Genomic DNA, 22,838 nt, shown 5'->3' with positions numbered 1-22,838 from the left:
CTCCGACGCCGAGACCTACGACCGCCTCATCGTCGAGGTCGACGACCCCCGCACCACCGTCGCCCTCATCGAACGGGCCGTCACCCGCGGCTGAACCCTGCCCCCTGGCCCGGACACCCGCGGCCCCGTGCGTGCCCGTCCACACCGGGTACCGCCTCGTCACCGGCCCGCCCGCGGCCACGGCACGACGGCCCCGTGCCGTGCCACCCCGGCCACCTGCCGCTCGCCGCCCGGGCCGCCGCGGTCCGGTGCCGCGGACCGCCCCCGGTGCGGCAGGTGCGGCCCGCACGCACCAGAGCCCGGCCGGAGCGGACGAGGTACGCTGCCCGCCGGGACGCGCACGGGGCGGCCGTACGCCGGGCGGGTCCGGGGCCCGATCCGCCCGGCCGTCCGCCCGTACGGGGGCCACGGCGGGCTGTCCGGGCGGCGGGGCGCTTCCGTGAGGAGTGACGCGGGAGCGTTCGGTGTCCGTCGGCACGATCCGCGTCCCGTCCGGGCCCCGCTACAGGCCCTCCGACTCCGCCGCCGCCCGCTGCGCCTCGAAGTTCGCCAGATAGGCGTCGAAGACCGCGGGGTCCTCGTACTTGAGGAGCGTCTCGTCGTTGTACCGCAGCGCCGTCAGGGTGTACGTGTGGCTGCCGGTGAAGACGATCTTCTTGTCGACGCCGCCGTGGTACGTCCCCTCGATCAGCAGGTACTTGGTGTGGCTCCCCGTGCCGCCGCGCTCGTCGTTGTGGAGCTGGTGCAGGACGATGCGGCCCTTCGCCGTCGGCCTGGTCAGCCAGTCCGCCACCCGCGTCCGCGCGGTCTGGCTGAGGGGCCAGTTGTCGAGCTTGCGGTAGACGATGTCGATGTGGCAGCCCGCGTCGGCGAGTGCCCACAGCTGTTCGGCCACCTCGGGGCGGGTGATGTGGCCCTGGGCGATCCGGATCCTCGTCCGGCCGTCGGAGGTGCCGAAGCCCGGGGAGGTCGCGGAGCGCGGGGTGTTGCCGGCGCAGGGGTTCTCGGTGCCGGCCGGGGCCACCGTCTTGAGGATGTTGACGATCACGTCGGTGTCCGCCCGCGGGAAGAAGTACACCTTGGCCTTGCCCGCCTGGACGTCGTACGGGTAGTCGTCGACCTGCGGCCTCTGCCCGGCGGCGGCCGCCGCCTGGTCGTCGAAGTACTTCGTGTACGCGTCGAACAGTTCCTTGTTGCCGGCCACCGTCATCGCGTCGTTCCACCAGGACGTGACGTCGGACGAAGTCAGGTTGCCGGAGGACTGCACGACCACGTCGTCCACCGGGACGGTGCCGGTGCCCTTGGTGCGGGAGAACAGGAAGAACTTGTTGTGGTTGACGTTGTCGTAGGTGCCGTCCGGGTCGGCGGCCGTGGTGCCCGGGTCCTTGGCGAGACAGGCTTCGCTTCTCTTGCAGGTGCGTACCCAGGAGTCCGTACCGCCCGGCGACGCCAGCTGGCTCTTCAGGTTCTCCAGCGCCGTGGAGGCGCTGTCGTGGTCGACGACCACCTGGACGGTGACGCCCCTCTTGTGCGCGGCGGCCAGCCTGTCGGTCATCCACTGCGACTGGTACAGGTACAGGGACACCCGGATCGTCGACTGCGGTTCGGCTCCGTCGACGAGCTGTACCAGGTGGCGCAGGATGCGGAGTTCGGCGGCGGTGTCGCCCGTCGGGTCGTTGAACACGGGGCCCGTGGTCACCGCGGGGGCGGGCTCGGCGCCCGCAGCCGGTGACGCCACCAAGGCGCCCAGGGCCAGTGCGGCGACGACCGTTCTGAGCTTCTTCTTGATCAGTACCATGCGGGCATTGTCACCCGGGTGGCGGAAGGGGTTTGCCGCGGTGGGTGTTCGTGGACCTCGTGCGGCCTCACCGCCCGGTCCCCGTCGACGGCGACGGCCGCGGCCCGGCGCATCGGGGTCCGCGGCGGACGGCCACGCGGCGGGCTTCGGGCGCCGGCCCGGGTGCCGGATCGCGGACACCGGCAGCGGGTCGGCAAACGACGTGGGGCCGTTCGCGACCGGAAGGTCGTGAACGGCCCCACGCCCGTGGGATCCCGGCCGTGTTACTTCTTGAAGCCGTAGTCCAGCAGCTTGGTGGCGTCCGCGGTGCGGTTGGCCTCGGAGGAGGAGGCGAGGACCGTGCCGATGACCGTCTTGCCGCCCCGCGTGGCGGCGAAGACCAGGCAGTACTTCGCCACCGGCCCGGAGCCGGTCTTCACGCCGATGGCGCCCGAGTAGCTGCTGAGCAGCTTGTTGGTGTTGGTCCACGACATGTTGCGGTAGCCACCGCTCTTCATCGTGACCTTCTGCGTGGTGGACTTCGTCTTCACGATGGTGCGGAACGTGGAGTTCTTCATCGCGTTGCTGGCGAGCTTCGTCAGGTCGCGCGGCGTCGAGTAGTTCGCCCCGTTGCCTATTCCGTCGAAGGAGTCGAAGTGCGTGTTCTTCAGGCCGAGGCGCTTGGCGGAGTCGTTCATCTTGCTGATGAACGACTTCACGCGCGCCGACCGCGTGGAGCCGCTGCCGTAGGTGTCGGCCAGGGCGTACGCGGCGTCGCAGCCGGACGGGAGCATCAGCCCGTACAGAAGCTGCCGCACCGTCACCTTGTCCCCGACGATCAGACGGGCCGACGAGGCGTTCTTCGAAACGATGTAGTCGCTGTACGCCTTCTGGATCGTGACCTTCCTGTCGAGGTTGAGGTTCTTCTGCGAGAGCACCACCTGGGCCGTCATGATCTTGGCTGTGGAACCGGTGGAAAGCCGGGTGTCCGCGGCCTTCGTGTAGAGGGCCGTTCCGGTTCCGTTGTTCATGACGAAGCCGCCCTTGGCGACGATGGTGGGCACCTTCGGGGTGGCGGCGTGCGCCGGAGCTATGAACGCCCCGCCCGTCAGGATGGATCCTGCGGTAACACAGGCCACCGTCACGTAGCGCCTGTTCTTCATGCCGATTTTCAAGTTGGGTTCTCCGATTGCAGCTGCTGTACGGCCATGTGAGGAAGCCGCCGCCTCATGAGACTCGTGAGGCGCCCCCATGGATGCGCGGTGAAGCGGCCGTGCTTACCGGTGAGCCCCTCGGCGTCTTCCGTTCCGGACGCCGTGGAGGGCGAGGGCGGTTCGGGCGGCGGCGCCGATCCTACGGGGGCCGAGGGCGACGCCGCCGGCCGGTCCGCGCGATGCGGGCGGCGGCCGGGGGCAGCGCCCCGGTGGACGCCGCCGGCACACCCCTCACCCAGGGTCTCGTCGGAGGTGTCGATCGCGGCGACGGCGACCCCGGCCGAGTGATGGGCAGCCCAATGATAGAGGGCCGGGCGGCCGGTGAACCGGGCCGGGCGCGGCCGACGGCACCCGCCCCGGGCCGGGTCGCCGCGTACGGTCGGATCGCCGCGTACGACCGGATCGCCGGGTACGGTCGACCCGCCGGGTACCGCGGCCCCCGGTGCCACCGGGCGGTCCACCACGAACGGCACGAGGCCGCCGTCGGCACCAGCCGGTCCGGCGCCCGCCTCCGGCGCGGGCCGGCCGCGGGTCCCCGCCGGTGCCGTGCCCCTCATCTGCTCAGCCATCGGTCGATCTCAGCACTGACCTGCGTTTTCCATGCTTCGGGAGCGAAGCTGCTCTCGGTGGAGGCGCGGGCCAGGTGCGCCAGTTGGGCGTCGCCGTACCCGAAGGTCTCCCGGGTGCGCTGGTACTCCGCCGTCAGCGACGTCTCCCCGTCCGTGTTCAGGGTGGCCGTCAGCCCGGCCTCGACCAGACGCGGCAGCGGGTGCTCCGCCAGCGACGGCACCAGCCCGAGCAGGACGTTGGAGGAGGGGCAGACCTCCGGCGGCACGCGGCGTCTGCGCAGCTCGGCCACCAGGTCCGGATCCTCCAGCACCCGGATGCCGTGGCCGATCCGCTCCGCGCGCCCCGCCGTCAGCGCTTCCCGGACGCTGGCCGGGCCGGCCGTCTCCCCGGCGTGGTGCACCAGGTGCAGTCCCGCCTCGCGGGCGGCCCGGAGCACCCCGGCGAAGGGCGCCGCCGGGTAGGACCCGTCCCCCGCGAGGCAGCTGCCTCACGTATCGAGAGCGTTTCTCGTTGCACACCTCTCGGGCTCGCCGCCTCAGAGTCGAGTTGGACCGATGGGACCCAGGCCTTTCCCTGGAGGCGGGGCGGAGGGAGGCGGAGGACCGCCACAGGTCACGGTTTCCCCTCCTGCCCAAAGTGCGCATCTACTCACTATGAGGGGCATTTCATGCCGGAATAGCCATCGGTGGCGGCACCCTGACGCTTTTCGCACTGTTTGACTGAAAGCAGAGAAGACAGAGCGAAGGTGGCGTTCGTGAGGGTTTTGTGTCCGAGCGCTCCTGCCGGTGGGCCTCGCCATCCGCCCCGCCCGCTCTCCGGACGAGGCACGCGGTCACGGGTCCTGCGACTGAGCGCTTGCGTGGGCGGGTTCCGTCATCCTGAGCGCTCGACCGCGTTCGCCGGTCGACGGTGCGTCACGCTGGTTCGACGGGAAGCCACAGCTCACAGGTCGCGGTGGTGAAATTGTCCGCGTGTTCGAGGACCGCGACGATCGAGGGACCCGGCCGCAGCCGCCACGGGTTGGAGGGGAACCACTCGGTCGCGGTCGCCGCCCAGGTCGTCTGCAGGGCCTGCGGATGCGGTCCGCTGGTACGGAAGACCGCCCACATTCCAGCCGGCACCTCGATGACGTCGAGCCCGTCCGGGACCGGCGTGTCCCGGCTGAGGGCGACTCCGTGCAGGTAGGTCAGTTCGCTGCCCTCCCTGCCGTCGGGATCGAGGTCGTCGCTGACCTGCAGCAATCCCTCGGGTTCGGTGTCGCTGAGGGCCTTCAGCCGCAGGTGCTCCTCCTGCGACAGTGCGGCGATGTGCTCCTGGATGTGCGGATTGACGCCCTGATGAACGAGTGGGACCCGGATTGCGTGTCCGACCAGCCGGAATGCGGGGCGGCCGACGAGGCGGGTGTCCATGGGGATGCTCCCTTCGACGGTCAGGCGGAACCTGAGCTGCGGTTGCGTGCGCAAGGGGCCTCCATCACGGCGCACGTCACTGGGGCCGGCGCCGTGGACGGCTCGGAACGCGCGTCCGAACGCCTCGCTCGAGCCGTATCCGTACCGGACGGCGATGCCCAGCAGATCTCCCGCGCCCCGGACGACGTCGGCGGCGGCAACGGTCATGCGCCGCCGCCGCACGTACTCCGACAGCGGCATACCGGCCAACGACGAGAACATCCGGCGCAGGTGGTACTCGGTCGTGCCGAGCGCCCCGGCCAACCCGTCGACGTCGATCTCCTCGGCGAGGTGCTCCTCGACGAGATCGACGAGTTGGTTGAGTGCCGAGATCATGGGGCCTCCTTTTCGACTCCAACCCTGGCAGCAGGCACTCCGGCCGTACCCGATCGTTGCGGTCCGATCCGATCATGCGCCTGGACCGTCGCGGAGCGGCACACGCCGACACGGCCCGTCCACCGCTTGCCCAAGGGCAAACCCGTCCGGATCGTCGGCACATCCCTGCCGGTCGATGCGGGAGGGGCCCAGCGCGCCCCGTAGGCGACCGAGGAGGTCACACGCGCCCCACGCCGTCGTCGCCAGCCGCTCCGCCACCCACGACGCTCGGCTCCGCCGGCTGGAGCACCCCGTCGCAGGAAACGACGTCCGCCGCGCCCGCGCTCCCCTCAGGAATCCACCTCGACGCAGTCGATGTCGGTGAACGCGACGCCCAGGTCCCGGACGCGGCCCCCGCCGCCCTCGAACCGGCCGGGGGCCCGATCTCACGCCGGGCCCCACCAGGAGGAGCGGGCAGGGGTGTCCCGCCGCGGGGGTACCGCCCGTGGGAGCGTGATCGTTTCTGGTGGCCGACTCAGGCGGGCCGGCGCCAGTCCCCGTCCAGGCGGTCGGCCAGGCCGGCGGCGGTGAAGGCGGCCTCCAACTCGTCGCGCCCTTCGGTGAAGTGGGCCCAGCTGTCGTGGTGGACCGGAACGACACGGCGGGCGCCGAGGATCCGAGTGGCCTCGGCGGCCTGGGCGCTGTCCAGGACGATCAGTTCGCCGTCAAAGATCATGGGGAAGCGGGGCGCTCCGGCGAAGAGGACGGCGGTGTCCACCGGGGCGAAGCGCTCGGCGATCTCCCTGACGGCGTCCAGGGAGGCGTTGTCGCCGCTGACGTAGACGGTGGGCAGGCCCTCGCCGGTCAGGACGAAGCCGACGACCTGGCCGGCTATCCGCTCGACCTCCTCACGCGTCCCGGGGCCGTGGACGGCCGGCACGCCGGTCACGGTCACCGTGCCGCCGCCGGGGCGGTCCAGCTCGACGGACTCCCAGTCGGCCAGGCCCTTGGCCTTCTCCCCGAGGCGCCGGCCGCCGTCGGGGGTGGTCAGGGTGAGCGGGACGTCGGCGAGCAGGGCCCGGCCGGAGTGGTCGAGGTTGTCGGCGTGCTCGTCGTGCGAGAGCAGGACCACGTCGATGCGGCCGAGGTCGGCGGGGGTGGCGGTGGAGGGAGCCGTCTTCACCAAGGTCGGTCCGGGCGAGGCGTAGTCGCCGGGGCCGTCGAAGGTCGGGTCGGTCAGGAACCGCAGACCGCCGTACTCGAAGAGGGCGGTGGGGCCGCCGAACGTGCGGACCGGGACCTGCTCGACGCTGCGCTGAGACATACTCGCCATTCCTCACTTCTCACGGTTCAACTCTGTGTTTTCCGTGAGGTCAGGCTAGGCGGGTGTCACGGAAAAAAGCAAGCGATACCATGAGGGCATGGAAGAGATCGTGGCTGCCGACATCACGCAGGCCGCTCTGCCCCCGGCTCCGGGTGCCGACCGGCACGCCTCCCTGGACTTCGCCGACACCACCGCGACCCTGCCCGGCGACCAGAGCTACGACCTGCTCGCAGCCCCCGACTCGGCCATGCGCTGGCTCGCCACGCACGCCCTGACCCCGCCCGACGTGCGGCTGTACGAGGTGTGCGCGCAGCGGATGCGCACCCTGCGCGGTCACATCCGCGCCCTGTTCGCCGCCCGCGTCGCGGGCACCACCCCGCCCGAGCAGTCCCTGCGGGCGGTGAACAAGGCGCTCACGGCCGTGCCCACGGCGCCCCTGCTGGCCTGGGACGGTCCGCAGGGCCCGCGCCGCGTCCACGCCCACCCCACCGACCAGGCCGTGAACCACGCGCTGGCGACCCTCGCCGCCGACTCCGCCGACCTGATCACCGGCCCGGACGCCGACCTTCTCGCGGTCTGCGGCTCCGCCCCCTGCGACCGGTTCCTCCTGCGCACCCACGGCCGGCGCCACTGGTGCTCCACGCGCTGCGGCGACCGCGCCCGCGCCGCCCGCGCCTACGCGCGGCGCAGCGGCACCTCGGCATGACCCACTCCACCCCGAAGCACCGCGGTGGACAGCCGGATCCCCCACGAGGTCATGCGGTGGCCCCGGCCCCGGGGCGGACGAAGGCGGCGGGAACGCCCCGCGACGACGAGCCCGTTCCCATCGGTCGAGTCGTACGACAGCGGCACGCCCGGCGTCGGTGACGGGCCTCCTCCCCCGAAGGGCCCGGGAAACCCCACGGCCGCGCCCGCCCCTGTCGCCCCGGCGGCCCCGGCGGCCCCGGCGGCCCCGGCGGCAGGGTCGAAGACGGAACCTAGGTGGTCGCCCGTACCCGCGCCGGGCTGGGGAGCGCCCACGGCCCCGGGGCTACGCGGCTCCCACGGCCGCCAGCACCTCCGCCCGCGTCGGGGCGGGCCGACTCCAGGCCGTCCCGCCGCCCGTGGCACCGACCTTGTCCAGCAGCCCCGGCGCCGCGAAGGCGTGCTCGGGCGTGTCCAGCATGCAGGCCACCCCGGCCATCGCACGCAGCACGTCGGGGTCGGAGAGCTTGGCCTGGTCCAGGGCGTTGGTGAGGTTCCAGCCGGGGTCGTCCGTCTCGTACCGGCGTCCGGCGATGACCGCGTCGATCTCGGCGAGCCGGTGCCGGTCCCATTCGCGCAGCCGCCGGTGGACGGGGGCGACCGTCTGCTCGGTGATCTCGTCGAACCGCAGCGCCAGTTCGACGGCGTCCTGCGGTCCGGTCTTCGCCACGGCGTCGCCGAGTGAGGCCGCGTGCGCCAGCCCCATGGACAGGCCGAGTCCGAACTGGGGGTCGGTGGCCGCCCAGGCGTCCCCGACGTGCAGCAGCCCGGTGACCACCGGCCGTCCCTCGACGACCGTCCGGCGGATCCTGCTGTGCAGGCCCGCCATCACCTGGACCCCGGTGATCGGTTCACCGTCCGTCCGGCCGGCCAGCTCCGGCAGCACCGCCGCGGCCCGCTGCCAGACCGCCGTGTCGCGCAGCGCCTTGAGCGCGTGGTCCCGGCCTGAGACGACCAGGCACAGCGACCAGGTGCCGTGGTCCCCGGGGATCACGATGGTGGACACGGTCTCGTGGTGGACGAGCGGCCAGGCGGCCTGAGCGGGCGGTGTGCCGTCGGCGCCGCGGAAGGTCCGCGCGTAGTAGACGAACCCCGCCTCGGCGCGTTCGCTCACCGGCGGCGGCCCGCCGAGCCGTGCGAGGAGTGCGCCCACCGGGGAGTTCCGTCCGCCCGCGTCCACGACCAGGGAGGCGCGGAGTTCCTCGCCGTCCCGCGTCACGACGCCGGTGACGTGGGGGCGGCCTGCGATCCGCTCGGTTCCGGTCAGCAGGCCGGTCACCTCGGTGTTCCGGCGGACGCTCACCCCCGGCGTCGCCGCGGCGGCCGCGGCGAAGGCGGCTTCCAGCACCGGACGGCGCGCGGTGAGCGTGTCGTAGCGCTCGTCACCGGGGCGACGCCCGCCGATCTCCGGCAGTCCCCAGGCGCCCGCGACGACGTTGCACCGCAGGGCGCCCGACTCCTCCAGTTCGGCTGTCACCCGCGGCAGCCGTGCCCGCAGCACGGCCGTGCCCGCGGGCAGCAGGATGTGCGGCTGGCGGAACTGGGACACGCCAGGTCTCCGCCACTCCCGCCACGCCCGTGCCGCGGCGTCCGGGCCCGCGGCGAAGTCCTCGCCGTCGCGTTCCAGAACGGTGACGCCCAGCCCTTCCCCCGCCAGCGACATCGCCGTCGCCAAGCCGATGGGGCCCGCCCCGATCACGATCACGTCTTGTCCGGGCATCCGAAGCCTCCTTGAACGTTGTCGTCCGTCAAAGGCCACGATGGCCGGGGCCGTTGCTCAGACTGAAGACCAATGGGTGCTCACCTGCTGACCGGTCCTGCCCACTCCGCTTCCCGCGGGGACCGGGCAGCCGGCGGCCCCGCTTCCCCCGTGGGTCCCCCACCTTCCCGTGGCCGCGTTGCAGGGGTTTGCGGCAGGCGCCGTACGGCGGGCTCGGCCGCTCGGCGGCGGCCGTCCGCCGGCCTCGGCCCCGGCACCAGGGGGCGGGGCACCCGGGACCGGACGACGAAACGGCCGCGGTACCGGGCCCGGAGCCCGGCCGGATCGAGGCACCGCGCCGAGCACGGGCGGAGCCGGCGCGGCGGCGCCGACGGCCGGGACGCGCAAGGGTGCCGCGTACGTCCACGGCGTCGGAGGCATGACCTGCGCGGTTCACGCGTAGGGGTCGGGGAGCACCTCGGCCTCCGATTCGATGACCCGTTCCACCTGCAAGGTCGCGCAGCGCACGGATCCGGCCCGTGCGATCAGGACGTCGGGCACGTGGTCCTCGTAGAAGCGGAGGTACCCGATGGCGCCCACACTCGTCGTCCGCGCACCGAGCCACAGCACGATCCTGCGCAGGTCGCCGAAATCGTCGGGGTGCACCTCCTGCCGCACGGTCAGCGCCCACCCCCACGCGTCGGAGCCCAACTCCCCGACCAGGACGCCCCCGATCCGCCGCGCCGGCCCCCTGGTGTCCCACAGGGGGTACTCGTACTCCCCCTGCCGACCGCCCTCCTCCCCCAGGTGCCACCGGAGCAGGGCGAGGTCCTGCGGCGGGAGGGAGTCCGGCAGATCGAGTGTCAGCTGGAACTCGTAGACGTCGGCCACGGCCAGGAGCGTACGAGTCCGCCCCTCACCCCCGGGGAGCGGGGGTGACGACCGCCCTTGGGGCAGGGGGGTCGACCACCCGGGAACGACACCGGTCCGCGGGCCGCCGCCCCGCGGGCGGCCCGCCGTCGGCGAGGGCCCGGCCCGAGCCGTCGAGCCGGGCCCCGCGGGTGGGTGCTCAAGGAAGGAGCGGTGCCCGGCGGCCCCGCGCCCACCCCCGTACGGGCGCGCTTCGCGGAGGCCCCGGTGCGGGATCGGGCAGAAGCCCCCGACATGGCGGACGGCGTCAGGAGTTCCTCTCCGGCGGGGTGGGAACGGCGGTGATGCGCTGGCCCGTGCGGTCGGCCTCCACCTCAAGGGTGTCCCACGGCACGCCGTCCGGGCCGCCGGGGGGCCAGCCGAGGTCGGTGTAGGCGCGCGGGGAGCGCTGACTGCGTACGCGCATGAACTCCACGGGGGCCACCGCGGTGCCCTTGGCGTGGCCGGGGCGGTCGGCGACGAGGCGGACCAGCAGGTCGCAGCCGTAGGGGCTGTCGAGGGGGGTGAGCAGGACGCCGCCGGGCCTGAGCTGGCTGACCCAGGCCGGGGGGATGGTCCGTACGGAGGCGGTGGACACGATGCGGTCGTAGGGGCCGCCTTCGGGGTAGCCCTGTTCGCCGTCCCCGCAGACGACGCGGGGCGCGAGGCCCAGGGCGTGGAGCCGGCGGCGGGCGCGGCCGGACATCCCCGTGTCGATTTCGATCGTGGTCAGGTGCGTGTCGCCGGCCCGGCGCGCGAGAAGGGCGGTGGTGTATCCCGTTCCCGTCCCGATTTCCAGGACCGTGTGGCCGGGCTCGGGAGCGAGGTGGCGCAGCAGTTCGACGATGACGCCGGGCGAGGAGATGCTGGAGGTGAACGCTCCGGTGGCCGGCCCGGTGGGCGGCACGGCACCGTCGTCGATCTGGGTGATGAGGGCGGCGCCGGGGCGGTAGGCGGCCTTCAGCCACGCCCGGGGGGTCACGGCACGGTCGATCAGCGGATAGCGGCCGTCGGGTCCCGGGGCGGGCCACCACACCCGGTCCGGCACGAAGTGCTCGCGGGGCACCGTGAGGAACGCCTCGTAGAGCCAGTCGCAACCGGCGAAGCCGCGGGGAGAACGGCTCATCTCCCGCGCGCACCGCTCGCGCAGGCTCTGGGGGGTCACTGGCATGACGCGCCGGGACCCCTAGTCGTCTTCAGGGCTGTCGTCCGGCGCGGGCACGGGGTTTCCCGGGTCGCCCGGACTGGAGTACGGCCCGCCGACCTGTCCGTCACCCGACTGCCGGTCGTCCCCGCCCATCACAGACCTCCCGCCACGAAGCCGCGCACCGGACCACTGTAGAGAGGGGGGCGCTCTCCGGGCGGGAGTTCGGCGGAACCGGTGGGAGGAAGCCGCGGTGGGATGTCGGTGGAGGGGCGGCCCACGGGTGCGCGGCCGGCGCGGTGGCCCGTGTTCCGGGCCGGCGGGGGCCGTCGCCCGGCCGCCGTGGGGCCGGGTCGCGTCGGCGGCTTGGGTTCGGACGGACTGCCCGTTCCGCGGGGGCCGGACGAGGGCGTCGGCCGCGGGGCCGGGGTGGCGGTCCGGGCGAGGACGGGGGCCGGCCCGGCAGGGCCGGGCGGTGGACGCGGGAGGGTGCCGGTCCCGGCCTCGCGGTGCGCTTCGGGGGCGGCGGGCCCGGCCGGCCCGAGGCCGCACCGTACGGCCGGCTGATCGCGACGTGCGCGGTGGAGGGGGTGCCGTGGGCGCGGGTGGAGCAGACCCGGCCCGGCGGGCGGAACGGGGCGGCGCTCTTCCGGGAGGGTTCGGGCAGGCCGTGCCGGCGTGGTACGGGTCATCGGGGTCCGGACGGGCCCGCTCGTGCCCGCGTCCGCCGGGGTGCGGTCCCCGGGCTCCGGGGCCTGGCCGCCGTGCCCCCGCGCATGCCCGGCCACCGTGCCGTCCGCAGCGCGCCGTCGTGGGTGAGCCGCTAGTCGTCGCAGGGGAAACGGTCACCGGGCAGGCCGCAGGCCGTGGCCGCGAGCTCCCCGGCGAGGTCGTCCAGGCCGTGCTCGGCGGCCTGCCGGCACAGCGCGCCGACGGTGGACCGGTTCGCCTGGTACCACCGCAGCGGATCCGCCTCCGCCCCTTCCGGCACCCCGGCGGGCCGGTCGGGGCCGTGCGCCGCGGAGGAGTCCGCCCCGCACAGGGCACGGTGCGCCAGGTCGACCAGGGCGAGCGCGGCCCTCGCCGTCCGGGACAGGGCCGCGGTGCGATCCGCCCGCGGTTCGGCCCTCTCCAGCAGTTCCCGCCCGTACAGCCGGACGAGTTCGTGCATGCGGTAGCGGGGCTGGCCCGCCTCGTCCAGGCCGGTCGTCTCCACCAGCCGGGCCTCCAGGAGTTCCTCCAGCGCCTCCTCGGCGGCACGGGGCGGCAGGTCGGTGAGCGGCGCGCATAACCAGTCGGAGAACTCCGACGGGGGCAGCAGGGCCAGCCGCCGGAAGAGCACGCGTGCGGCCCGGCCGAGTCCCCGGTAGGACGGTGCGAGGCTGGAGCGCACCTGAAGGCCCTCGTGGGCCAGTTCGTCCAGGCGGTGGCGCTCGTCGGCCAGCCGGGACGCGGCCTTGCGCAGCGCCCAGTGCGGTTTGGAGGCCAGTTTCGCGCCGAGGACGCGCACGGCCAGTGGCAGCCGGCCGCAGTACTCGACGAGTTCTCCGGCCGGGCCCGGTTCCGCTGCCACGCGCCGTTCACCCACCAGCCGGCCGAGGAGTGCGAGTGCCTCCCCCCGCTCGAACACCCCCAGTTCCGGCACGTGGAGACCGGGCAGCGTGGCGAGGCGGAAACGGCTGGTGACCAGGACGGCGCAACTTCCCGTGCCGGGCAGCAGCGGCAGGACCTGCTCGACGTGCCCGGCGTCGTCCAGCACGATGAGCATCTGCCGGTCGGCGAGCAGACTGCGGAACAACTCCGCGCGTTCGTCCAGGGAGTCGGGTACGGCCGGGCCCTGCACCCCGAGTTCACGGAGGAACCGGGTGAGCGCGGCCTGCGGTGTCACGGGCCGCTCGCCCGTGCCGCGGAGGTCGATGTAGAGCTGACCGGCGCCGAACACCGGCCGCAGCAGGTGGGCCACGTGGACGGCGAGCGCGGTCTTCCCGGTGCCGGCCATGCCCGCGACCACCGCGACCGGCACCGGGCCGGGGCGGGGCACCAGCGTCCGGTGGAGCGTCCTGATCTCCTCTTCCCGACCGACGAAGTCGGCGAGGTCACCGGGGAGCTGACAGGGGCCGGGCAGATGCTCCTGGCCGGTCCGGGCGGTGATCAGGCGCGGCACCAGGGGACCCTCCGTGCCGCGCAGGAAGCGGGCGTGGAGTCGACGCAGTTCCTCCCCCGGTGCCGCGGCGTGTTCGTCCCCGAGCAGTTCCACCGTCTCCTCGTAGAGCCGCAGGGCGTCGGCCCGGCGTCCGACGTGGGACAGGGCCGTCATCAACTGGTGGCGGGGCCTCTCCAGCAGCGGGTGTTCCCGGACGAAGACCGAGAGTTCCTCGATGAGTTCCTCGTACAGTCCGAGACGGAGCTGGAGGTCGGAGCAGCCCTCGCGGACGGCGATCTTCTCTTCTTCCCAGCGGCGCACCTCGGGTTGCCAGGCGCGGCGGGTCACTCCGGAGAGCACCGGACCGCGCCACTGGACGAGCGCCGACCGGAGCAGGGCCAGGCTCTGCGTCAGGTCACCGGCGTCCGCCCGTTCCCGCGCCTCCGCGCGCAGGCGGCGGACGGTCATCGTGTCGAGCCGCACCCGGTCCGCTGCGAAGCGGTAGCCGGGCGGCCGGGTGACGAGCAGTTCCCGCCCGGCGCCGGCCCGTTCCAGTTTGCGGCGCAACATCGACACGCACACCGCGACCTGGTTCACGGGGTCGGCGGGCAGGTTGTCCTCCCAGACGGTCTCCGCCAGGTGCTCCACCGACACGACTTCACCCGCGTGGAGCAGCAGAGTCCCCAGTACGGCCTGCAGCCGCGGCGCTGTGATCTGCACCTGGCGCCTGCGGACGCGGACGTCCAGCGGGCCGAGTATCCGCAGTTCCGGGAGCTCGTCCACGGTCGACAAAGGAACGACCTCCCCCGTAGCCGTAGGAGCGCGCCGCCGGACCCTTCACTGTAACGACGACCCCGACCCCATCAAGGAGGCGCAACGCGTCGTTCACCACGGGCGGCCAACCCGGCGTCCCACGGAGCGGGTTCAGCCGGACTGCCCGCGCAGCCAGGCGATCACACCCGGCGCGTCCTGGTCGGAGGGGAAGACCGGGTAGCGCACTTCGCGCACCACACCGTCCTTGAGCAGCAGGGTCTGCCGACGCAGCAGGGTCTTGCCCGCGACCGTGAACACGGGCAGCCGCAGGGCCCCGGCCAGCCGCAACGCGCTGTCGCTGAGCAGTTCGTACGGCAGGCCGAGCCGCTCGACGGCCTCCCGCTGTTCCTCGGTGCTCTGGGTGCTGACTCCGTACACCGTCGCGTCCAGCGCCTCGAACTCCGCGAACGTCCGGGCGTAGGTCAGGCACTGCGGAGTGCAGCCCCGGGCTCCCGGTGTGGCGTTCCACTCGGCCTCGCCCCCGGGAGGCTCCTCGCCGGGCCGGCCGGTGCGCGGATAGCAGAACAGGACGATCCAGCGGTCCAGCGACTCGGCGGCCACGTCGTGCGCCGCGCCGCGGGTGCCGGGAAGCGGGACTCCGGGCACGGCCCGTCCCGGCAGGTGGTCGCACCCGCCGTCGTCCTGAGGAACGGGCAGGCCGGCGGGGAGGACGGTGGGGTCGTGAGGTGTCTTCATGTGACCCAGTCTCCTACGGGCTCCGGGTGGTCGCGCGGCCTGAGGCTCCCGGCTCCTCCTCGGGGTGCGCCGGGGCGCCCACGACCAGGCCGCGGTAGGCGATCATCCCGCTCACCACGCTGAACAGCGCAGCCACGGCGAAGCTGAAGCGCGCGTCGCCCCCGACCACGCCGGTGAGGCCGCCGAACAGCGCCGCGCCGAGCGGGTTGGCGACGAAGGCCAGGGTACGGGCGTTGGCCGTCACCCGGCCCAGGAGGTGGGGCGGCACCAGCTTCTGACGCAGTGCCCTGATGTGGACCGAGGCGAAGATGGACAGGGCGCCGTGCAGCAGGTTCGCCACCAACAGCAGCACCGGGTGCACCGACAGCGCGAAACCGAGCAGGGTGCAGCCGATGCCCACGACCGACCAGCCGATGAGCTTGCCCGGACTCGTCCGGGGCGCCAGCCGGTCCGCCAGGGCCGCGGCCAGGACCCCGCCGACGCCCGCCGCCCCCACGATGGCACCGGCCCAGGCCGCGGAGGCGTGCAGCCCCGTGGTCGCGTGGAAGACGACGAGCGTCTCGGCGGCGATGACGAAGTTCACCGCGGCCTGCACCGTGACGAGCCGGGAGATGAGCGGCTGGGAACGCAGGTAGCTCATGCCCTCCCGCATGTCGCGCCACAGGGTCGTGCCGCGGCCGGCGGCCTCCGCCGCGGCCGGCCGGCCGTCATCGGCCCCGGCGAGCTGCCGCAGCGGAAGGAGCGTGCTGATGGAGGCCGCGAAGGTCGCCGCGTTGAGCCAGATCGCCTTCTCGACGCCCACCCACGACATGAACCCGCCGATCATCGCGGGACCGAGCAGCACCCCCAGCTGACTGCTCATCTCGAGCCGGGCGTTACCGGTGACCAGCGCTTCGGGGCGGAGCAGTGACTGCACCGCCTTGGTCATCGACGTCTCGAACAGCACCCCGACCGCCGCCGCGAGGCACGCCAGCAGCAACAGCAGCACCGCGCCCCCCGCGACGTGCACGGTCAGCGGCATGAGCGCGAACAGCACGGCCCGGGCGACGTCGCACCAGACGAGCACCCGGCGCATGTTCCAGCGGTCGGCCAACGGTCCTGCCAGCAGCCCGACCAGCAGGTACGCCACGGTCCGCGGAGTGGCGGCGAGCGCCGCCAGCAGAGGACTGCCGGTGATCTGGAGCATGAGCAGCGGGACGGCGAGCAGGGCGGCGCCGTCGCCCAGCACCGAGACCGTCTGGCCGGCCCAGAGCAGCCGGAAGGCACCGGAGTCGGTGGAGCCTCCGGTCAGCGCCATGGGAACGCCTCCTTCGCACGGAACAGGGCGGCGGCCACCGGGGCCGGGCGGACCGCCGTCTGCGCGTGGACGGCGCGCAGCGCCTCGTCGGGGAACCGGAGCCCGTAGGCCGGCCGGGGGCCGGGGCGTCCACGCGGCGGGAAGGAGTCGTCGTCCGGTTCCAGGACGCGGATCCGCCCCCCGCGCCGGACCCGAGCAGTGGGTCCTGTCGCCGAACGCGCGGCAGGTGGCGTCGCGGGACGGCGAAGTGCTCGCGGGCGTGCGGCACCCGGTGGTGGTCGGCGGGGCGCGAAGGTGGAGTCCGTGCGCGGGCACGCCTCGCGCTCCGGTACGGAGACGTCGTTGCGGCGCCGGGCCTCCGGCAGGTCCGGACGGGAGCGCACGTCCCACACCGCCGGGCTGTGCGTGACGCCGACCGGGCCGGGGGCGCCGAGCGCCGCCGAGGCGGCCACCGCCGGGGCGTTCCGCTCCCGCGGCGGCAGGGCCGCGAACCCCGGCAGCGACGCCACCGCGTGACCGTCGCGGTGCAGCGCCCCGTACACGGCCCGGGAGGACGTCGCGGCACCGGGCCCGCTCAGCAGGGCTCCGGTCGGTGAGCGCCGTGCCCCGGGCGTGTGCGGCGCGAGAGCGGCGGGACGGGAGGAGGAGCCGTCCCGATCGGTCAGGGCGCCCGCCTCCGGCGACGCGACGGCCGAGGACGAGGGGGAGGACGACATGGTCACCTTTCAGGGGCCGGTCCGTTCGCGGTCAGATCAGGAAGTCGCCGGGCCAGCGATGCCGCGGATCGCGGGCGAAACCGACCAGGGTCCCCACCGCTCCCGACCCGTCGACGGGCAGTACGGCGTACCCGTCCTCTTCCCCGACCGGCGCGTCCAGCGGGGCGTCGAGCCGGTAGACCGCCGAGGGGTGCAGCTCGCCCAGTGGCGCGGAGCCGTCTTTCGCGGACCTGTCCGAGGCCGCGCCGGAGACCGTCCGCCAGCCGTGCAGACGCGTACAACTGCCGGGCCGGTCGTGCTCCCGCAGCAGCGCCGCCGTGACCCGCAGCCGCTCGGGGTCGGTGCCGACCAGCACCGTGCACCCGCCGGTGGCGCCGAGCACCCGGGCGGGACTCTCCCGCGTCACGGCCTCCGCCGTCCGGGGGCTTCCGGTGACCACGACCAGGTCGTCGGGGGCCGACCGCCGTACCGCTTCCGGCGCGCTGTCCGGACAGACCGCCAGCTCCTCGGACCGCAGGCCGGTCAGTGCCCGGATCCCCGCCAGGATTCCGGTGATCCGCCCCCGGTCGCCCTCGTGCCCCACCACTCGGGTGGGCGTGCCGCAGAGCGCGAACGGCAGTGCCCGCCGTACCGCGTGGACGGCGAGCCCGTGCGCGGGCAGCAGGACCAGGGCCCGCCCGCGCCCGTCCCAGGCCGGGGCCGACGCCGGGGCGGCCCCGGCACGGGACCGGGCCCGGCGGGCGGCCCAGCCGAGCGTCATGGCCAGTTCGCGCGTGAGGATCCGCGGCCACTCCGCCCGCGCCACGCGCGGGTCCCGCAGCCGTGTGGCGAGCTCGGCCGGGATGCCGCCCTCCAGGAGGTCCGCGAGTCCGCGCAGCGTCCCCACCGGAGGGCCGAGTTCCAGTGGCAGCACCTGGCCCACTGCGAACGGGGAGCGTTCCGCTCCGGGAGCGGGGGCCGGTGGATCCACCGCGACCCGCTCAGGCGTCGACATGCCATCCGGCCCGCTGCAGCGTGGCGGCCTCACCGTGCTGGTAGTGCTGGAGGATCCCGTCCAGGAAGCTCCAGGCGAGCTGGGGGACCAGGGCCGCCGCGGCCACCGACTCGCGGGTGGGCGCGTGCCGGGTGGCGAGCAACCGCAGGAGTTCGCGGGTGTCGTCGCCGTGGCCGAGGCGGGTGTCCTCGGCGTCGTGCCGGCGCATCGCGGACACCAGCCGCTCGCTGTCGGGAAGCTCGCGGAACAGGGTCTGGTAGAACTGCTCGTGCCGCGAGTGCACGGTGTTCCCCGCCGCGGAGAGGGTCAGTTGGAGGAAGGCCAGCGCCAGGACGTACGCCTTCCAGTCTCGCTGGGCCAGCTCGCGCAGCGTGCCGACGAAGGCGACCGTGGTGGGCAGCGGTCGCATCCGGTCCGGGGTCAACCCGTGGTCCTGGTCCCCGCGGGCCTGCCCGATGCCGCGCAGGAACATCTTCCCGTGGTTGAACTCCTCGATCAGGTGCTTGACGAGTTCTCCCCGGATCACCGGGTCCGGGCAGCACGCCACGGCCCCGCCGGTGTGCTGCCAGATCCCGGCGACGTAGTGGTAGTTCTCCACCATCCAGCCGTGCACCAGGGGCAGTGTCGGCTCCTTCGTGAGCCGCTGCCACAGGGCGTGTCCGTCGATGGCGGTCATCCAGCTCTCGACGAGCTTCTCCAAGCCGACTTCGTCCGCCCTGCCGTCCCAGTCCCGGGCGGTTCGCCGGACGAAGTCCCGCGCGACGGCCGCCGGGCTGGACCCGGTGGGGCCGGCACTCTCCACGGCGCGCCCGGAGTAGGCGTAGGACAGTGCGAGGACCCGCCGCACGCCCGGCGAGTCGCTGCTCGGTCCGTGCGCGTAGGAGGAGTAGACCTCGGCGGGCCACACCGGCAGGCCGTCGACCTCCCCGCCCAGCACCGGCTCGGGCCCCTGGAGCGTCAGGCCGCCGGCCGCGCCCACCGTCTCCGCGGCCAGTCCCTCCTCGAAGGTGTCCAGCCAGCGCACGATCATCTCCGCGACCAGGCTGACCGCGTTGAGGCAGTCGGCGAGTTCCTCCGCGGGCACCACCTTCGCCGCCCGGACGGCGTCCCGCCAGTTGTTGCCGTGCCCGAGCCCCAGGTCGGTCTCCACGTGCTCGAAGATGGCGTCGACCGCCTCCTTGGGCAGCAGTCCGCGCTCGTGCAGCATCGTGTGCCATCCGGTGACGGACTTCTGGTCGCCGGCCGTGTACTCCAGCAGCCCGGAGCAGATGCCGGCGGCCAGCGGGCCGTAGGCCGCGACGGTGCGCATCAGGTGGATCCACTCGACCGTGACCGGAGAAGGGCGGGCCTGGCGAATGAGTTCCCGGGGGACGTCCAGCGCGGCGAGTCCGTTCTCGAAGTACGTGTCGTGGTCGGCCTCCTCGACCACGTGGTGGGCCTGTAGGCGCACGAGTTCGGACGGTCGCAGCGCGTCGGTGATGCCGCTGGCCATCCGGAAAGGCGCCGCCGCCAGATAGTGCCGTGACTCGAGCAGATACGAACGGACGGCGCTCGCCGTCTCGCCCTCGCGGATGCGTCGCCAGACGGGGTGACCGTAGATGAATTCCAGGGCGGCGCGGTACTGGTCCTCCACCAGACGTTCCACATCGTCGGCCGGCATTCCGCGTTCAGCGGGACCGAGGCACAGGGGACGGCGGAGGGTCGCGGACAACCGCGCGTCACGGGCGGCGCCCAGCGGCAGTTCGGCCGAGTCGACCAGGAGGACGCGCCGTGCCTGGTCGGCGCTGGATCGGGCGAGGAAGGGAACCGTACGGCGAAGCGTGGACATGTCGACACTCCCGCAGCCAAGTCGCAAGTGGTGGGCGGCACGGGAACCGGGGCCGCTCCACGAGCGGCCCCAGTCCTTCATCAGGCAGATGTCACTCGACGACAGCGGCCCGCAGGGCGGCGGCGGCCTCCTCGGCGCGCTCCTCGATCTCGGTGATCTCTCGCAGTTCCTCGACCGTGATCTGCTCAGCCATGGATTTCTCCCTTGGGTTCCTTGGTTCGGAAGGAGTTCATCTGCTTCAGGATGACGTGCAGGATCCCTTTCTCATCCCCTTGCCGGCAGCACGATGGTGACCTGCCGACTCAGGTGACGCAAGAAGATTTCAACGATCTTTCCTGTTTGGGTCCTTCGGAAATCGAAATGACAGAGGAGTGAAATGGGCCCGCGTGAAACGGTGTTCGTGAACGGCATGTGCGGCGGACGCGACTTCGTTTCGCGGTCGGCGACGGAAGGGCCCCGCCTCGCCCTCTCCGGGCCCCGCCCTCCGGTGCCGCGGTGGTCGCCACGTGGTCGTCGGGACACCGGAGCGGCGCCCCCGCCGCCCTCGCGACGCCGGAGGACAGTGCGAGGACGAGGTGCGGGACGCGCAACGCGATGCGGGTTCGCCGGTGGGCCGTCGTCGGGGCGGTCGCGTCGGGTCGCCGTCCGGCGGGGTGGGCGCCTGGCGGGCCGGCGCGACGGCGAAGCCGTCTCCATTAGCACAAGAATGCGTTCTTCAGCAATCCACTAAACCGGTTACTTAACTGCCGTACCAGCGTAGACAACGTTGTCGCCATCCGGCACAGTCGGCACCACGACCGCGCAGGCCACAGGATCGGGCACGTCGGGAGGTCGACGAGCGGACCGTCCGTGCGCGGTTCGCGTTCCGTTCCCGGGCCTGCGGTGAACACCTCCCTCATCGCGAGAGCCGGCCACGTCCAAGGAGACAGCCATGCACAACCCCGTCGTGAACCGCCGTTCGTTCGTCCTCCTCGGCGCCACGGTCGCCATGGCGGCGGGCGCCGGGATGCCGACGGCCTCGGCGGCGGCCCCCACCGCGGCGCCGGCCGGCGCGCCGATGCGCGTCCGGATCGTCGACGACAAGGCGACGAGCGCCACGCGCGCGCTGTTCGCGTACCTGATGCGGCAACAGGGCAAGGGCATCCTCTTCGGCCACCAGCACGCCCTGTCCTACGGCTTCACCTTCACCCAGCAGGACGGCAAGGCGTCCGACACGAAGGCGGCGGTGGGCGACCACCCCGCGCTGTTCGGCTGGGACACCCTGATCCTCGACGGTGACGAGCGCCCCGGCAGCAGGGACGCGACCGAGGCCGAGAACATCGCCGCGCTCACCCGGTGCCTCCGGCAGGCGGACGCCTGCGGTGGGATCAACACGCTCAGCGCGCACATGCCGAACTTCGTCACCGGTGAGAACTTCTACGACACGGGGGGCCGCGTCGTCAGCCAGATCCTCCCCGGAGGTGCGAAGCACGCGCGGTTCAACGCCTTCCTGGACCGCATCGCGAAGGCGGTCCAGGGCGCACGTCGGCCGGACGGCACCCTGATCCCGGTCATCTTCCGGCCCTTCCACGAGAACAACGGCGGCTGGTTCTGGTGGGGCGCCGGCCACACCACCTCGGCGGAGTACATCGAGGTCTTCCGCTACACGGTCGAGTACCTGCGGGACACCAAGGGCGTCCGCAACCTGCTCTACTCGTACTCGCCCAACTCCAGCTTCGGCGGCGACCCGACGGGTTACCTCAAGACCTACCCGGGCGACGGCTACGTCGACGTCCTCGGCTACGACGCCTACGACAACTCCGCCGGATCGGACGCCTGGCTGGAGAGCCTGGTGAAGGACCTGGCGATGGTGGTCCGCCTGGCCGAGGAGAAGGGCAAGGTCCCGGCCTACACCGAGTTCGGCGAGAGCGGGGAGGAGGGCCGCAACCCGCAGTGGTTCACGAAGCTGCTGGGCGCCATCAAGGCGGACCCGCTGGCCCGCCGGGTGACCTACATGCAGACGTGGGCCAACTTCGGGGGCAGCACCCGGTCCTACGTGCCGACCCCGGGCCACGCCTTGCACGCGGACTTCGTCCGGTACGCCCGGGACCCCTACACCGTGTTCGCCGGTGACCTGCGAGGCGTGTACGCCGCGCGCACCACCGCCGTCCGGAACGCCCCGTTCATGCACCTCGTGACCCCCACGGACCGGCAGCGCCTGACGAGCACCGGGAGCACCGTCCGGGTGCGGGTCACGCACGCGGAGGCGAGCCGGGTCACCTACTCGGTGAACGGCGGACGCGCCCGGCGGCTCCGCCTCGACGCCGACGGCTTCTACTCCGGTGACTGGTCGATCGACCCGGCCTGGCTGGACAACCGGTCGGTGACCCTCTCGGTGGACGCCCGGGTGAACGGCAAGACCCTCACCGACTCGGCCCTGGTCCTCCTCGGCGAGGTCGCCCCCCTGCCCGCCGGATGGATCGACGACTTCGAGGGGTACGCCGGGGACGACGCCACCCTCAGCGAGGCCTACAGCCACATCAACGCCAACACCACGACCCTGTCGGCCGACCACAAGGCCTCGGGCTCGTACGGGCTGGCCTACTCGTACGACTTCGGCAGCGCCGGGTACACCGGCATCGGCAAGTCGGTCGACGCGGACTGGACCGCCTTCTCGTCGTTGGTGCTGTGGCTGCGGGGCGACGGTTCGGCGAACGGCGCGACGCTCCAGGTCGTGTCCAGGGGCGCCTACTTCGAGTACGGGATCCCGCTGTCCGACACCAGCGGGCGGGAGGTCCGGGCGCCGTTCAGCGAGTTCAGGCCCGCCCCCTGGGACACCGCGCACGCCGGGGCCGTGCTCGACGCCGCCCACCTCGCCGAGGTGACGACGTTCAACCTGTACCTCGGCCACAGCAGCGGCGCCCCGACCAAGGGGACCGTGTACGTGGACGACATCAGGGCCGAATGACCGTCGCCGTCCGCGACGGCCCTCGGTGACGGGGCCGTCGCGGGCGGGGAGCCCGGCACGGCGGGCGACGTCCGGCCGGGTCACGGCCCGGGTCACGGGCCGGTTCGGCCGGACGGGGACCCGGGGGACCGCCCGCGCCCCCGCGCGGACCGCTGCCGGGCGCCGGGCGGAAGGATCGCCGGCAGTCGGCCGGACAGGCGGGCCACGGCCGACCCGGTCGGTGCGGGGCCCGCTGCGCTGTGCCCGCGGCCACCACCGAC

The 22,838-nt window shown here is 73.3% G+C and carries 17 protein-coding genes; 3 read left to right on the top strand and 14 right to left on the bottom strand.

Features of this window, described 5'->3' with window-relative positions; translation table 11 throughout:
• Nucleotides 1–502: 502 nt before the first annotated feature.
• The 5 genes from AC07D6_RS26220 to AC07D6_RS26200 form a co-directional block, all read right to left on the bottom strand.
• Nucleotides 503–1,798, bottom strand: a complete 1,296-nt coding sequence (locus tag AC07D6_RS26220) for a phospholipase D-like domain-containing protein (RefSeq protein ID WP_479048249.1) — start codon at nucleotides 1,796–1,798, stop codon at nucleotides 503–505.
• 263 nt (nucleotides 1,799–2,061) lie between these two features.
• Nucleotides 2,062–2,940, bottom strand: a complete 879-nt coding sequence (locus AC07D6_RS26215; RefSeq protein WP_315881659.1) for a D-alanyl-D-alanine carboxypeptidase family protein — start codon at nucleotides 2,938–2,940, stop codon at nucleotides 2,062–2,064.
• Between the two features lie 604 nt (nucleotides 2,941–3,544).
• Nucleotides 3,545–3,997 (bottom strand): adenosine deaminase family protein, encoded by a 453-nt coding sequence (locus tag AC07D6_RS26210; RefSeq protein ID WP_479048246.1) that lies wholly within the window; start codon nucleotides 3,995–3,997, stop codon nucleotides 3,545–3,547.
• A gap of 478 nt (nucleotides 3,998–4,475) precedes the next feature.
• Nucleotides 4,476–5,345 (bottom strand): AraC family transcriptional regulator, encoded by an 870-nt coding sequence (locus tag AC07D6_RS26205; protein WP_479048243.1) that lies wholly within the window; start codon nucleotides 5,343–5,345, stop codon nucleotides 4,476–4,478.
• A gap of 514 nt (nucleotides 5,346–5,859) precedes the next feature.
• Nucleotides 5,860–6,648: an MBL fold metallo-hydrolase gene (locus tag AC07D6_RS26200; protein ID WP_479048240.1), complete on the bottom strand. Its 789-nt coding sequence runs from the start codon at nucleotides 6,646–6,648 to the stop codon at nucleotides 5,860–5,862.
• Between the two features lie 97 nt (nucleotides 6,649–6,745).
• On the opposite strand from AC07D6_RS26200, the gene AC07D6_RS26195 reads away from it, so the two are divergent.
• Nucleotides 6,746–7,354: a CGNR zinc finger domain-containing protein gene (locus AC07D6_RS26195; RefSeq protein WP_479048237.1), complete on the top strand. Its 609-nt coding sequence runs from the start codon at nucleotides 6,746–6,748 to the stop codon at nucleotides 7,352–7,354.
• 324 nt (nucleotides 7,355–7,678) lie between these two features.
• Here AC07D6_RS26195 and AC07D6_RS26190 read toward each other — a convergent pair whose 3' ends face one another.
• The 3 genes from AC07D6_RS26190 to AC07D6_RS26180 form a co-directional block, all read right to left on the bottom strand.
• Nucleotides 7,679–9,112 carry an FAD-dependent oxidoreductase gene (locus AC07D6_RS26190; protein WP_479048234.1) on the bottom strand — a complete coding sequence of 478 codons (1,434 nt, stop codon included), beginning with the start codon at nucleotides 9,110–9,112 and terminating at the stop codon, nucleotides 7,679–7,681.
• A 432-nt stretch (nucleotides 9,113–9,544) separates the two neighbouring features.
• On the bottom strand, nucleotides 9,545–9,982 hold the full coding sequence (locus tag AC07D6_RS26185) for a hypothetical protein (protein ID WP_479048231.1): 438 nt from the start codon (nucleotides 9,980–9,982) through the stop codon (nucleotides 9,545–9,547).
• A gap of 286 nt (nucleotides 9,983–10,268) precedes the next feature.
• Nucleotides 10,269–11,171, bottom strand: coding sequence for a methyltransferase domain-containing protein (locus AC07D6_RS26180; RefSeq protein WP_315881652.1), 903 nt, complete (start codon nucleotides 11,169–11,171; stop codon nucleotides 10,269–10,271).
• A gap of 272 nt (nucleotides 11,172–11,443) precedes the next feature.
• Between AC07D6_RS26180 and AC07D6_RS26175 the strand changes: the two genes are divergently transcribed.
• Nucleotides 11,444–11,971, top strand: a complete 528-nt coding sequence (locus tag AC07D6_RS26175; RefSeq protein ID WP_479048228.1) for a hypothetical protein — start codon at nucleotides 11,444–11,446, stop codon at nucleotides 11,969–11,971.
• Here AC07D6_RS26175 and AC07D6_RS26170 read toward each other — a convergent pair.
• The 6 genes from AC07D6_RS26170 to AC07D6_RS26145 form a co-directional block, all read right to left on the bottom strand.
• Nucleotides 11,968–14,070 carry an AfsR/SARP family transcriptional regulator gene (locus AC07D6_RS26170; protein WP_479048225.1) on the bottom strand — a complete coding sequence of 701 codons (2,103 nt, stop codon included), beginning with the start codon at nucleotides 14,068–14,070 and terminating at the stop codon, nucleotides 11,968–11,970. The two genes, AC07D6_RS26175 and AC07D6_RS26170, sit on opposite strands and share 4 nt — an antisense overlap.
• Before the next feature lie 141 nt (nucleotides 14,071–14,211).
• A complete protein-coding gene (locus AC07D6_RS26165; protein ID WP_479048222.1) occupies nucleotides 14,212–14,796 on the bottom strand; it encodes a redoxin domain-containing protein in 585 nt (194 codons plus the stop codon).
• Nucleotides 14,797–14,809: 13 nt separating this feature from the next.
• A complete protein-coding gene (locus AC07D6_RS26160) occupies nucleotides 14,810–16,093 on the bottom strand; it encodes an MFS transporter (RefSeq protein WP_315880611.1) in 1,284 nt (427 codons plus the stop codon).
• Complete coding sequence (locus tag AC07D6_RS26155; protein WP_479048217.1) at nucleotides 16,084–16,809, bottom strand: hypothetical protein; 726 nt, start codon at nucleotides 16,807–16,809, stop codon at nucleotides 16,084–16,086. The genes AC07D6_RS26160 and AC07D6_RS26155 overlap by 10 nt, the downstream gene beginning before the upstream one ends.
• Nucleotides 16,810–16,840: 31 nt before the next feature.
• Nucleotides 16,841–17,722, bottom strand: a complete 882-nt coding sequence (locus AC07D6_RS26150; protein ID WP_479048214.1) for a hypothetical protein — start codon at nucleotides 17,720–17,722, stop codon at nucleotides 16,841–16,843.
• Between the two features lie 67 nt (nucleotides 17,723–17,789).
• A complete protein-coding gene (locus tag AC07D6_RS26145; protein ID WP_479048211.1) occupies nucleotides 17,790–19,631 on the bottom strand; it encodes a thiaminase II/PqqC family protein in 1,842 nt (613 codons plus the stop codon).
• A gap of 931 nt (nucleotides 19,632–20,562) precedes the next feature.
• On the opposite strand from AC07D6_RS26145, the gene AC07D6_RS26140 reads away from it, so the two are divergent.
• Nucleotides 20,563–22,578 carry a glycosyl hydrolase gene (locus tag AC07D6_RS26140; protein ID WP_479048208.1) on the top strand — a complete coding sequence of 672 codons (2,016 nt, stop codon included), beginning with the start codon at nucleotides 20,563–20,565 and terminating at the stop codon, nucleotides 22,576–22,578.
• Nucleotides 22,579–22,838: the final 260 nt, after the last annotated feature.

Source organism: Streptomyces sp. NPDC045287 (genome assembly GCF_056432325.1).
This window is presented reverse-complemented; position numbering and strand designations above follow the sequence as displayed.